General features: G+C 66.1%; 10 protein-coding genes. 2 read left to right on the forward strand and 8 right to left on the reverse strand.

Translation table 11 applies throughout. The features are described 5' to 3' along the window. The first annotated feature begins 135 nt into the window (after positions 1-135). Positions 136-384: an adhesin gene (locus P9220_RS22860; RefSeq protein WP_309767924.1), complete on the forward strand. Its 249-nt coding sequence runs from the start codon at positions 136-138 to the stop codon at positions 382-384. 9 nt (positions 385-393) lie between these two features. Here the strand turns inward: P9220_RS22860 and P9220_RS22865 are convergent, their stop codons facing one another. After that, positions 394-1,710, reverse strand: coding sequence for a Gfo/Idh/MocA family oxidoreductase (locus tag P9220_RS22865; protein WP_309767926.1), 1,317 nt, complete (start codon positions 1,708-1,710; stop codon positions 394-396). A gap of 120 nt (positions 1,711-1,830) precedes the next feature. Beyond that, positions 1,831-3,909 carry an EAL domain-containing protein gene (locus tag P9220_RS22870; protein WP_309767928.1) on the reverse strand — a complete coding sequence of 693 codons (2,079 nt, stop codon included), beginning with the start codon at positions 3,907-3,909 and terminating at the stop codon, positions 1,831-1,833. A 287-nt stretch (positions 3,910-4,196) separates the two neighbouring features. On the opposite strand from P9220_RS22870, the gene P9220_RS22875 reads away from it, so the two are divergent. Further along, a complete protein-coding gene (locus P9220_RS22875; RefSeq protein ID WP_309767930.1) occupies positions 4,197-5,267 on the forward strand; it encodes an MBL fold metallo-hydrolase in 1,071 nt (356 codons plus the stop codon). Between the two features lie 12 nt (positions 5,268-5,279). Here the strand turns inward: P9220_RS22875 and P9220_RS22880 are convergent, their stop codons facing one another. From P9220_RS22880 to P9220_RS22905, 6 genes are read right to left on the reverse strand one after another with little or no spacing between them, the layout of a single operon-like run. Further along, positions 5,280-6,623 carry an LLM class flavin-dependent oxidoreductase gene (locus tag P9220_RS22880; protein WP_309767931.1) on the reverse strand — a complete coding sequence of 448 codons (1,344 nt, stop codon included), beginning with the start codon at positions 6,621-6,623 and terminating at the stop codon, positions 5,280-5,282. Between the two features lie 34 nt (positions 6,624-6,657). After that, the gene (locus P9220_RS22885) at positions 6,658-7,875 is read right to left on the reverse strand and encodes an acyl-CoA dehydrogenase family protein (protein ID WP_309767932.1); all 1,218 of its coding nucleotides are present in this window, start codon (positions 7,873-7,875) and stop codon (positions 6,658-6,660) included. Positions 7,876-7,899: 24 nt separating this feature from the next. Beyond that, the gene (locus tag P9220_RS22890) at positions 7,900-9,591 is read right to left on the reverse strand and encodes an ABC transporter ATP-binding protein (RefSeq protein WP_309767933.1); all 1,692 of its coding nucleotides are present in this window, start codon (positions 9,589-9,591) and stop codon (positions 7,900-7,902) included. A 24-nt stretch (positions 9,592-9,615) separates the two neighbouring features. Continuing rightward, entirely contained in the window at positions 9,616-10,572 is a 957-nt protein-coding gene (locus P9220_RS22895; protein WP_309767935.1) for an ABC transporter permease, read from the reverse strand. A gap of 17 nt (positions 10,573-10,589) precedes the next feature. Next, the gene (locus P9220_RS22900; protein WP_309767936.1) at positions 10,590-11,570 is read right to left on the reverse strand and encodes an ABC transporter permease; all 981 of its coding nucleotides are present in this window, start codon (positions 11,568-11,570) and stop codon (positions 10,590-10,592) included. Positions 11,571-11,581: 11 nt separating this feature from the next. Beyond that, positions 11,582-13,186, reverse strand: coding sequence for an ABC transporter substrate-binding protein (locus P9220_RS22905; RefSeq protein WP_309767937.1), 1,605 nt, complete (start codon positions 13,184-13,186; stop codon positions 11,582-11,584). Positions 13,187-13,331: the final 145 nt, after the last annotated feature.

Raw genomic sequence — 13,331 nt, forward strand, 5'->3', positions numbered from 1 at the left:
AGTTCATTGCGTGTGGCGGCATTGACAAACGCGCGCGGATCGATAAAGGCGGCCACCGATCGTTCGTTTCGCTCGGGGCTTGCCCTGATTTGCGCCGGCCCGATGGCCGCTTAGCCTAGCGGGAAGGAGACAAGAATGAAGAAACTATTCAACGCCGTCGTCTTCGCGATCGTCGCTTACCTCGTGGCGGATCGCGCCATGCTGCACGCTCAGGCGCGCGACCTCGACGCCTCGGCGTGCGTGCGGGGCGCCGAGCAAGTCCGGCTGGATGCGCTCGACCAAGGCTTCAGTCACGCCGCCGCGAACAGCCAGGGCGAGGCGTTCCGGTCGCAATGTCTGGTGACGGGCGGCGCGCGCGCGGCCGTTTGGCAAGCCGCGCGCTGAGGCGTCGCGCTAGAACTTCTCCTCGTCGGGCATCGGGCCTCGCGTCGGCCCTGGCGGCGGCGCGAGCCTCACGACGCGGCCGGTGCGCGCCGATTCGTAAATTGCCTCGATGATCCGCTGATCCTGCAGCCCTTCCTCGCCGGGCGTATGCGGCGTCCGGTTGCGCACCACGCACAACGCCATGTGATCGATCTCGCGCGCGAACTGATCGACCGGATCGATCGTGATCTCCGTCGCGGCGTTTTTCTCTTCGACCAGCATGCCCTTGCGCAATCGCAGCCCGTTGTACGCGAACGCGGGATTCATCTCGGCCCACGCCTTCGCGCCCTGTACGCGGAAGAATCGCGCTTCGTGGGTCGCATAGCTCGACGCGCACGTCGCGGTCGCGCCGCTCGGAAAGCGCAGGATGAAGTGCACGCTTTGCTCGACTTCCCGAAAGCGCGGATCGGACGCCGGCTGCACGACGGTGCCGATCACTTCCGTGGGCTCCTCGTCGAGCAGGAATCGCGCGGCGTTGATGCAGTAGATGCCGACGTCCGGCAGCGGCCCGCCCCCCGCGAGCGCGCGCTTCAGCCGCCACTGGCCGGGATCGCCCGCGTTCTGCGAATTGCCGGCGACGAACTCCGTCACCGGCCCGAGCTGCTTGTCCTTGATCCACTTCGCGACGAGACGATCCATCGGCTCATACTGACTGCGGTACGCGATCATCAGCAGCCGGTTCGCGTTGCGGCACGCGTCGATCATGCGCTGGCAGTCGGCGACGCTCGTCGCCATCGGCTTTTCGCACAGCACGTGTTTGCCGATTTTCGCGGCGCGCTCCGTGTATTCGCGGTGCATGCTGTTCGGCAGCACGATGTAGACGACCTGCACGTCGCGATTGTCGGCGAGGCGCTCGAAGCTGTCGTAGCCGTAGACCGCGTTGTCGGCGAGCCCGTATTGCCGCGCGAGCTTGCGCGCCTTGTCGGCGTCGCCGCTGACGAGCGCGGACAACTTCGCATATTTCGACGATGCGAGCGCCGGCAGGATCTGATTCAGCGATAGCCGCCCGAGCCCGACGACGGCGAAGCCCACGCGTTCATCCGGGCGCGCGCGCGGATCGGGCGTCTTTTCCTGCTGCTCGGTCTGCGTATCCGCGATGGGCGGAAGGTCGACAGCGTTCGCATCGCCGGGCGTGCCTTGCGCGGCGTTCGCGACCCGCGCCGTGCCGACACCGCCCGCGATCAGCGCGGCCGCCATGCCGGTTCCGGTTCGCTGCAGGAAGCGGCGGCGCGGGGGTTGGGAGTCGAGCGGAACGCGCTCGTCGTCGAGAGGGGGAGTCGTCGGCATGAGGAGGATCGGTGATGGATGGAAGGAGGCTCGCTGCGAACCCGTGTTCGAGCAAGCTCCGTTCCGTTACATCGCCTTGCAGACGGACGCCGTTGGTCAAAACAAGGACAAGCGCGTCCGCTATCGGGCAAGCGACGCGTAAGCGGGCATCACCGCCTCGATGAACGCATCGGCGGGCATCGGCTTGCCCAGCAAGTAGCCTTGAAGAATGTCGCAGCCGACTTCGGTCAGATGCTTGCGCTGCTGCCGCGTCTCCACGCCTTCCGCGACGATTCGCAGATTCAGTGTCCGCCCGAGCGCCACCACCGCCGATACGATCGCCGCGTCCTCGGTGCCGTGCGACAGTTGCCGCACGAAACCGCGATCGATCTTCAGTTCCGTCGCCGGCAGCCGCTTGAGGTAAAGCAGACTCGAATAGCCGGTGCCGAAATCGTCGATGGCGATCTGCACGCCGGTATGCCGCAGCTGTTCGAGCACCGCGAGGCTCACGTCGACGTCACGCATCGCGGTGGATTCCGTCACTTCGAGAATCAGGCAATGCGCGGGCAGATCGTGGCGGCGCAGCACATCCTGCACGGCCTGCACGAGACCGTCGTCGATGAACTGCAGCGGCGACAGGTTCACCGCGATGCTCCAGTCGGCGTGCCCCGCGCGATGCCACAGCTTCAACTGGCGGCAGCTTTCGTCGAGCACCCACATGCCGATCGGCACGATCGCCCCGGTCTTCTCCGCGAGCGCGATGAACCGGTCGGGCGACAACACCCCCCGCACCGGATGATTCCAGCGCAGCAGCGCTTCCGCCCCGACCGCCGCGCCGCTCAGCGCCCCGAACTTCGGCTGGTAATGGAGGACCATTTCCCCGGCCGCAAGCGCCGAACGCAACTCATGCGCGAGCTGCATCTGCTCGTAGACGTCGGCCTGCATCGACGGTTCGAAGAAGCAGCAACTGCCGCTGCCGAGCGCCTTGGCGTGGTACATCGCTGCATCGGCGTTGCTGAGCAGCGCTTCCGGGTCCGCGCCGTTGTCCGGATAGATGGCGATGCCGATGCTGAGCGAGATGCGGACATCGTGGCCTTCCACCTGAAACGGCGCTTCGATGGCCTGCGTCAGCGCCTGCGCGACGGCCGCCGCGCCAGTCGCATCCTCCACATCCGAAAGAAGCACGAACTCGTCGCCGCCGACGCGCGCGATCGTATCGTGCGATTGCAGCGCATCGCGAAGCCGCCGCGACACGTCGACGAGCAGCTTGTCGCCGACACGATGCCCGAGCGCGTCGTTGACCGCCTTGAAGCTGTCGAGGTCCATGAACATCAGCGTGAAACGGCCTTTGGCGTGCCGCGCGCCGCGGACCAGTTGTTCGAGCCGGTCATCGAGCAGCACGCGGTTCGGCAGGCCGGTGAGACTGTCGTGAAGCGCGAGGAACGCGAGTTCCTTGTTGGCCTCCGCGAGCGATGCCGCGAGCACCGCCGTGCGCGCTTCCATGCGCAGATCGAGCACGGAGATGATGAGCGCGATGGCGATCACCGCCAGCGTCACGAGAATCACCACGAGCGCGAGCCACGCGGGATCGGCGCCGTCCTGGGCGGCATCGCAGACGCTGCCGAGCGGAAAATGCGCGGCCGCCATGCCGGTGTAATGCATGCCGACGATCGCCACGCCCATCACGAGCGATGCAATCCCGCGAAGAAAGAGCCTGCCCGACGCCTGCCGCAAGCGGAACGCGATCCACAGCGCCGCGCCCGAAGCGACGATGGCGATGGTGACGGACAACACGACGAGCGCCGGTTCGTATTCGATGCCGGGCCGCATCCGCATGGCCGCCATGCCGGTGTAGTGCATTCCTGCGATGGCCGGCCCCATCAGCAATGCGCCGACGATCAGCCGCGAGACCGGAAGCGTTTTCTGGCCGACGAGCCAGAGCGCGAACATCGACGCCGCGACGGCGATCAGCAGCGACAGCAGCGTGATCGCCGGGTCATAGCCGAGCGCGATCGGCAAGTTGAACGCGAGCATGCCGATGAAGTGCATCGACCAGATGCCGAGGCCCATCGCGCACGCGCCGCCGATCATCCACCAGCGCGCGGCCCGCCCTTGCGCGAGCGCGATCCGGCCGGCCATGTCGAGCGCGGTATAGGCGGCCAGCATGGCGACAAGCAGCGAACAAACGACCAGCAGCGGGTTATAGGTATTGGCGAGCATCGGCCGTTATCGTTGGAAGCGCCGATCTTCGATCATCGCTCGTAAGGGGGAATCAAGGGACAGGGGTTTCGGCCGCCGGCGCGCAAAACGCCCGAAACCACGAGAAGACGCGGCCCTACGAGCAGGCAAGTATGTTGCCAAGCAGCAGCCTTGGCATTCGAAAACATTCATAGGACTGGCTTTTCGAGAGCGGGTCCCGGCTCGGGTGACGGCGGCCGCACGCCGCACTTGAGCATTGGCGCCTGAGCGGCTTGAATGGAGGGAGACCGCAACTTCGGATTTCCGCGATGATCTTCCGCCAGCTTTTCGATGCCGCTTCTTCGACCTACACCTATCTTCTCGGCGATGCCGGCGAGGCGCTCTTGATCGACCCTGTCTACGAGCAGGCTCCGCGCGATCTCGCGCTTCTGGACGAACTCGGCCTGCGTCTGTGCGCGACGCTCGACACGCATGTGCATGCCGATCACGTGACGGGCGCGTGGCGGCTGCGCCGGCGATGCGGCAGTGCCATCGCGCTTGCGGAAGCGGCGGGCGCGGAGGGCGTGGACCGGCCTTTGAAACATGGCGATCGCATCGGCTTCGGCGGCCGGCATCTGACGGTCCGCGCGACGCCGGGCCACACCAACGGCTGCCTGACTTACGTGCTCGACCATCGGCGCATGGCCTTCACCGGCGACAGCCTGCTGATTCGCGGCTGCGGCCGCACCGATTTCCAGCACGGCAGCCCGCGCCAGCTGTTCGCATCGGTTCACGAGCAGATTCTGACGCTGCCGGACGACTGCCTGCTCTACCCTGCGCATGATTATCGGGGCATCACCGTGACGAGCATCGCCGAGGAGCGGCGGTTCAATCCGCGCCTCGGCGGCGATGTCGATATGGGCGACTTCGTGGGCCACATGAGCCATCTCGACCTGCCGCATCCGAAGCGGATGGCCGTGGCGGTGCCTGCGAACCTGCGCTGCGGGCAGCCCGAAGCCGGCGCGCAGGCCGACGACGTCCCGGACTGGGCGCCGCTGACGCTACGTTTCAGCGGCGTATGGGAGATCGAACCGATGGCGTTGCTGGAGCAGGAAAACGCGCTGCAGATAGTGGATGTGCGCGAGGCGCCCGAGTTCATCGACCGGCTGGGGCATCTGCGGGGCGCGAAGCTCGTGCCGCTCTCGCAGTTGACGAGCCGGCTCGACGAGCTGGATCGCGAGCGGCCGGTCGTGACGGTGTGCCGCTCGGGAGTGCGGTCGGCTCAGGCGAGCGTGCTGCTGACCAAAGCCGGATTCGGCAAGGTGGCCAACCTCGCCGGGGGGATGCTGAGGTGGAAGGCGGAGGGGTTGCCGGTGGAAGCGGATGCGGCCGTGCCGTGACCGGCTGGTTCGTTACGCCGCCTCTTGGGCGGCACGGCGCCCTGCCGGCTTTGCGAGGCCCAGGTGGCCGCGCAGCGTATGGCCTTCGTATGCGCGACGGAAAATGCCGCGCTGCTGCAGTATCGGCACGACGCCTTCCGTGAATGCTTCGAGCCCGTCGGGCAGAACGTCCGGCATCAGATTGAAGCCATCGGCGGCGCCGTTCTCGAACCAGTGCGCGATGTCGTCGGCGATCTGTTCCGGCGTCCCGACGATCACGCGATGCCCGCCGCCGCCCGCCAGCGCCCGCACCAGTTCGCGCACCGTGTAGCCATGCGCGCGCGCCTGCGCGAGCGTCGCGTTGAAGAACGTGTGATTGCCGTTGCCGTTATTGGGCAGCGGCAGATCGTCCGGCAGATGCTTGTCGAGCGAGAGAGCATCCACCGGCACGCCGAGCGTCCCGGCCAGCCGGTTCAGGCTGTAGCGCCACGGAATCAGGTCGACGAGCTCGTCGCGGCGGCGCAGCGCTTCGGTCTCGGTCGCGCCGATGATTGTGGTCAGCCCGGCGAGCACCTTTACCGCGTTCGGGCCGCGGCCATAGCGCGCGGCACGTGCATTCAGGTCTTCGCGATACGCCCGCGACTCATCGAACGACTGCGACGCCGAGAACACCGCTTCCGCGTGACGTGCGGCGAGATCGCGCCCGTCGCCGGATGCGCCCGCCTGCACGAGCACCGGATGGCCCTGTGCCGAGCGCGGCAGGTTCAGGGCGCCCTGCACGCCGAAGAAGCGCCCGCGATGCGCCGCGGGATGCAGCTTGCCGAGATCGACGAACCGGCCGCTCGCCTTGTCCGCGATGAACGCATCGTCTTCCCAGCTATTCCACAGCGACTTGACGAGCGTGGCGAACTCGTCGGCGCGGGCATAGCGTTGCGCGTGATCCGGAACGGCATCGAGACCAAAGTTGCGCGCGGAAGGCAGGTCCGCCGTCGTCACGATGTTCCATCCCGCGCGCCCGTTGCTGACGAGGTCGAGCGTCGCGAAACGCCGCGCAATGTTGTACGGCTCGTTGTAACTCGTCGATGCGGTCGCGATCAGCCCGATATGCGTCGTCGCGGCGGCGATGCTCGTGAGCAGCAGCGTCGGTTCGAGCGCGGTGATCGGACGCAGGTCGAGCTGATCGGAAATCGCGGCGCTATCGGCGAGAAAGATCGCATCGAGACAGGCGCGTTCCGCAATTCGCGCGACGCGCACGTAATGGTTCACGTCGATGAAAGCGCGCGGATCGGCATCGGGCACGCGCCACGCGGACGGCACGAAACCCGAGTGCAGCGCGTTGATGTTCAGATGCAGCTGGCGCGGAAAATCGCCGCTCATGGAAGCCTCCGGTTCGGATGATGGGCGAAGCGCGTCAGAACACGCGTCCTTCGGTGAGATGCGTGGTCACGCCGTTGAGCTCGTAGTCGCCGATGACGCGCGACTTGTGCAGCAGCGGGTTGTGACTGAAGATCGTGCGCAGATTGCGCCAGTGCCGGTCGAAGTTATGCGCGCGCGCCGTCGCCGACGCGCCGCCCGCCTCGAACATGCGCTCGGCTGCGTGGAGCGCCAGCTTGCTGACGACGAGCTGCGTGCGCGCGGTGGCCAGCGCGCCTTCCAGCACGAGCGCATCGGCATCGGCGCTGCCGTTCCGGATGGCACGCGACGAGCGGTCCAGCACGCGTGCGTTGTCGCGCACCAGTGCATCGATCGCATGGCTGTGCGCCGACAACTCGCCGACCACCTGCTGAATGAAGCCGTCTTCCCGGGCCGACGGTGCGGCGCTGTGCAGCACCGGACGCCCGTGACGAAGCACGTAGCGCTTTGCATCGGCCACGACGTTGCGCACGATGCCCGCCGCCACCGCCACCAGATGCAACTGCCGCAGCGCGCCGCCGTGGCGTCCGGCGAGCGTCGTCAGCGTGCGCGGCGCGACTTCGTCGGCGCGCACGAGCAGGTCTTCGAACACGAGGCTGCCGCTCGCGGTCATGCGCTGTCCCATGCCGTCCCAGTCGTCGAGCACGTTCAGTCCTTCGCGCTGCGTCGGCACGATGGCGATGACCGGCGCGCCGTTTTCGTCCTGCACGTTGAGACGCGCATAGTCGGAAAATGCCGTGCCCGTCGCGTAGTACTTGCGGCCGCTCAGGCGATAGTGGCCGCCGTCGCGCGTGAGCTGCGTCGTGATTTCGCCGGGCCTCGACGTGCCCGCTTCCGTCGACGCGCCGCCGAAGACCGCACCGTCCGCCACGCGTCGGATCTGCAGTTCGTTGAACGGCGTGCGCGGCGACAGCAACAGCGCTTCAGTCTGGTCGAAGTGGATGCGCAACGCATGCGCGACGTTGCTCTCATGCGCGGCAAGCGTCGATATCACGTGAAAGACATCTTCGAGCGAACCGCCGAAGCCGCCCCACTCCTCCGGCAGACGCAGCTTGCCGAGCCCCGATTCGCGAAAGCGCGCGAACGCTTCGAACGGCAGCTCCCGACGCGCTTCGCGCGCCGCCGCTTCTTCTCCGATCGCGGCCGCGAGCGCGGGCAGCGCATCGAGCGCCTGCTGCAGGGCGGGTGAAGCCGAAGGGGTGTGATGTTCCGGCATCTCTTTTCCTTGTCGAGTCATGTTTTATGCGGCTTGCGCGTCGAACCGGTTGACGGGAACCGCATCGAGCAGCGCGCGGGTGTAGGCATGCCGCGGTGCGCGCCAGATTTCGCGATGATCGCCGCTCTCGACGATCTTCCCGCCATGCATCACATGCACGCGATCCGCGATATAGCGCACGACCGACAGGTCATGCGAAATGAAGAGATACGCGAGGCCGAGATCGCGCTTCAGTTCGACGAGCAGGTTCAGTATCTGCGCCTGGATGGAAACGTCGAGCGCCGACACCGGTTCGTCGCAGATCAGAAGGGCAGGCTCGAGAATCAGCGCTCGCGCAATGCCGATGCGCTGACGCTGGCCGCCGGAGAACTCGTGCGGGAATCGCCGCAGGGCGGCAGCCGGCAGTCCGACCCGATCGAGCATCGCGGCGGCGCGGGCGCGGCGTGCGTTCGTATCGGCGATACCGTTGACCGCGAGCACGGTCTCGAGAATCTCGCCGACGCTGCGGCGCGGATTGAGCGATGCATACGGGTCCTGAAACACCATCTGCACGTGTCGCCGCAACGGGCGCAATGCGCGTTCCGAAAGCGGTGCGATATCGTCGCCATCGAGCAGGATCGATCCGCTCATGGAAGGCACGAGACGCATGATCGCCTTCGAGAGCGTCGACTTTCCGCATCCGGATTCGCCGACGAGACCGACCGTTTCGCCACGCGCGATATCGAACGAGACACCATCGACGGCGCGCAGCGCGCCCTTGCCGTGCCGATGCGCGTAGTCCACTCGCAGGTCTCTCACCGACAGCAGCGGCGCGGCGCTGGTCTCATGCGCAGTCGATACGTCCGCACGCGGCGCGAGCGGTATCACGTTGAACGCGGTCGCGCCGTCATCGGTCGATGCGTGGCGGATCTCGGGAAGCTTCCAGTCGCGATAGTGAAGGTCCGTCGCCACGTTCAGCGATGTGCCGAGCAAGCCGCGCGTGTACGCATGCCGCGGCTCGGTGAAGAGGCGTGCGACGGGCGCTTCCTCGACCTTCTCGCCGGCGAGCATCACCGCGACGCGATCCGCGTGTTGCGCGACCACGCCGAGGTCGTGCGTGATGAGCATCAGCGACATGGACAATTCGCGCTTCAGCTCATCGAGCAGTTCGAGGATGCGCGCCTGAATGGTCACATCGAGCGCGGTGGTCGGTTCGTCGGCGATCAGCAGGCGCGGACGGCACGCGGCTGCCATCGCGATCATCACGCGCTGCCGCTGCCCGCCCGACAACTCGTGCGGATAATCGGCCGCACGCCGATGCGGCTGCGGAATATGCACGAGATCGAGCAGTTCGACCGCGCGCCGCTGCGCCGCCGGTTTCGACAGCGATTCGTGTTGACGCAAGGTTTCCACGATCTGCGCGCCCACCGGCAGGACCGGATTGAGCGATGTCATCGGCTCCTGAAAGATCATCGATATCTGACTGCCGCGCAATGCACGCATGTCGCGCGGCGGGAGCGTCAGCAGTTCGCGTCCGTCGAAACGGATGCTGCCGCTCACACGCCCCGGCTCGGGCAAGAGGCGCATCAGCGAGAGCGCCGTCGCTGATTTGCCGCAGCCGGATTCGCCGACGAGGGCGAGCGTCTCGCCTTCCGCGATATTGAAGTCGATGCCTCGCACGGCGCGATGCGCACCGAAACTCACGCGCAGATCGCGCACTTCGAGAAGATGGGCCACGTTCGGTTCCGGTGATTCAGTGATTCACGCGCGTTCACGCAAGCGCGGATTGAGGGCGTCGTTGAGTCCGTCGCCGAGCAGGTTGAGCGCGAGCACGGCGAGCACGATGGCCGCGCCGGGGATCGCCGTTAGGTACCAGGCGGTGCGCAATGCATCGCGGCCCGCGCCGATCATGCCGCCCCATGTGACGACGTTCGGATCGCCCATGCCGAGAAACGACAGCGACGATTCGATGAGGATGGCGCTCGCCACCATCACCGATGCGGTGACGATCACCGGCGGCAACGCATTCGGCAGGATTTCGCCGAAGATGATGCGCGCGTTCGAAAAGCCCTGACTGCGCGCGGCCAGAACGAAGTCGGCCTGTCGCAGCGCGCGGAACTCGGCGCGCACGATGCGCGCGACCGTCGGCCACGATGCGATGCCGATGGCGAGCGCGATGATCGTCACGCTCGGCCGCCCGATCGCCACGATGACGATCACGAGCAGGAACGACGGCACCGTCTGGAAGATTTCGGTGATCCGCACGAGCACGTCGTCGAGCACGCCGCCGAAGTAGCCGCCGGCCGCGCCGACGAGCGTGCCGATCAGGAGGCCGATCGCCGCCGCCGATGCCCCGATCAGCAGCGAGACGCGCGTGCCGTGCGCGATGCCTGCGGCGACATCGCGGCCGAGCGAATCGGTGCCGAAGCGATACGCCGGATCGCTGCCCGGCCATTCGAACGGCGCCGCGACCATGTCGAGCGGATCGCCGGGAAAGAGATGCGGCGCGGCAATCGCGAGCACGGCGAACGCGGCCAGCAGCAGCACGCCGGCAAGCGCGGACGGGTTACGCAGCAACCCTCGCCAGACACCGCGCGATGCGCGCGCAGATGGCGCCGTTCGTGCGCGCCGCATGCCGAACAGCGTGCCTGCAAGCTGATTGCGCCAGGCCGAGCCGTTGCGGGCGGAAGCTGGGAGGTCAGTGGAATCGGAAGCCATACGTCGTCGATAAAAAGTCATGCGATGCGCGGATCGAGCCACGCCTGAAACAGATCGACCAGCACATTGGCGACGATCACGAGAAACGACGAAAGCAGCAGCACGCCGAGCAGCACGCTGAAATCGCGAGCCATCACCGCATCGAGCGCAAGCCGGCCGAGGCCCGGCCAGCTGAACACGGTCTCGGTCACGGCCGCGCCGCCGAGCAAGGTGCCGAAGTGGATGCCGATCATCGTCGTGAGCGGCATGAGCGCATTGCGCAACACATGACGCAGCGACACCCGCAACGGATGCAGCCCCTTCGCATGCGCGGTGCGCGCGAAGTCCTGACGCTGCACTTCGAGCATCGCGGCACGCGTGAGACGCGCGTAGATCGCGACGAAGAAGGTCGCCAACGTGGTCGCGGGAAGCAGCACGTGCTTCGCGACATCGACGACATGCCCTATCCCATGCAGTTGCGCGCCGACGGTCACATCGCCGCCGCTCGGCAGCCACCCGAGGCGCACCGAAAAGAGAACGATGGCAAGCAGGCCGATCCAGAACCCCGGCGTCGAATACAGCAACAGCGCAAGCACCGACAGCACGCGATCGGGCCACTTGCCCGCCCAGTGCGCCATGATCGCGCCGAGCACGATGCCCGCGACGATCGCCATGCCGAGCGCCGTGCCCATCAGGATGAGCGTGTTCGGCAGCCGCGCCAGGATGAGCTGCATCACAGGCGCGTCGTAACGCGGCGAGTAGCCGAGACTGCCGTGAGCAAGGTGTGAGAGATACGACCACAACTGATGCAGCACCGGCTGATCGAGACCGAACTTCACGCGCAACGCCTGCAGCGTCTCCGCGGTCGCCGAGCCGGACTCGCCGGCGATGACATCGGCTGCATCGCCGGGCATCAGCTTCAGCAGAAGGAAGTTGAGAATCACGATGGCGAGCATCGCGGGCACCGCCTGCCATGCCGTGCGGCGCGCGATTGCGCGAAGGCGCGTGCGTCGGTTCATGTCGCGTGTCCTCAGGCGCTCAGCCACACATTGGCGAGATTGCCCTCGAGCCCTTGCGCGGACACGGTATGGTCATGCACGCGGCGGTTGGCGAGTGTGACCATACGCGGCGCGATCAGATTGAGGATCGGCAAATCGCGATACACGATCTGCTGAAACTGCTGATACAACGCGACACGCTTCGCTTCGTCCGTTTCGACGGATGCCGATTCGAGCAACGCATCCACTTGCGGATTGCTGTAGTGCGGCGCATTCGAGAACGGCACGCCGGGGCGGATGTTCTTCGACCAGTAAAGCCGCTGCACGCCCACGCTCGGATCGAAAAGCGTGTTCACCCCGATGCTCGTGAAGTCGAACTGCCGGTCCGCATACACGCGCTTCAGAAACGACGGCAAGTCCTGCGAGCGCACCGTCACGTCGATGCCCACGCGCGCAAGCGCGGACTTCACGTAATCCGCCTGCCGCCGGTACATGTCGCCATACGGGAGATAGTCGTGCGTGAGCTGAAAGCGCGGGCCGCCGTCTTTGCGCGGATAACCCGCCGCGTCCAGCAGTTTCTCGGCGGTCGCGGTGTCGAACGCATAAGGGGTGAGCTTCGCGTCGTGATACGGCGAGGCGGGCGTGATCGGCGTCGGCGACAGATCCGCGTATCCGTAGGCGATCGTCTTCTGCACGATCTGCGGATTCACTGCGTGGGCGATGGCCTGCCGCACGCGCAGGTCTTTCAGGATCGGATGCGCGAGGTTGAAATCGATCTCGCCTTGCGGCTGCAGGAAGCGATAGCCGCGCGTTTCCACCGCGAGCTGCGGCAATTGCGTGAGGCGCGGCAAATCCGACAGCGGCACCGGGTTTTCGCCGCCGAGATCGAGCGAACCCGTTTCGAAGGCGGCCGAACGCGCGGCGGCATCCGGAATGACCTTGAGGACGAGCGAATCGATGTACGGCTTGCCCGCATCCCAGTAGTCCGGGTTGCGCTCATAGATGATATTCGCGCCGCGCGTCCACGACTTGAAGCGGAAGGGCCCGGTCCCGATGGGCGCGTTGTTATGCGGATTCGTCAGCGGATCGCCGGACGCGTAAAGATGCTTCGGCACGATCGGCGATTCCCCCGCCGACAGCGCCTTCAGCAGATAAGGCGCGGGCTTCGACAGTTCGATGACCGCAGTCCGGGCGTCGGGCGTTGAGATGCGCGTCACGTTGGCGAAGGTGCTGCGGCCGCGCGGATGAATGGACTTCAGCAGATCGATGGAGAAGGCGACATCCGCCGACGTGAACGGCTGGCCATCGTGCCACTTGACGTTCTCTCGCAGCGTGAATGTGTATTTGAGACCATCGGGACTTACGTTCCAAGCGGTGGCGAGTTGCGGCCGGGGTTTGAGATCGAAGTCGTAGGCGAGCAGCCCTTCGATGACTTTCGAGCTTGCGACAAGTGCCGGTCCGGTCGTCTGGAAGATCGAAACCAGCACGGGCGGCTCGGGATTGATCAGCATGTTGAGCGTGCCGCCGCGTTTGGGCGCCGCGCCCTGATTCTGTGCGAATGCCAGCGAAGACAGACCCGTCGATGCGATGGCCGCACCGGATGTAATCAGGAAGTCACGTCGATTGAAGCCTGCCATGTAATGCCGTTCCTTTGCGTGTCGTTGAGCGTCCGGTTTGCCGTTGCGCGTGCAGAACGTGCTGCTGCCGCAGCGCTTACGGTAAAACGGACCGCCTGCCAAAGGAACGAATGCTTATGCATAACTAAAGCGCGCGTCATCGAAT

The sequence above is a fragment of the Caballeronia sp. LZ016 genome, assembly GCF_031450805.1.
In the GTDB taxonomy this organism is placed as follows: Bacteria; Pseudomonadota; Gammaproteobacteria; order Burkholderiales; family Burkholderiaceae; genus Caballeronia.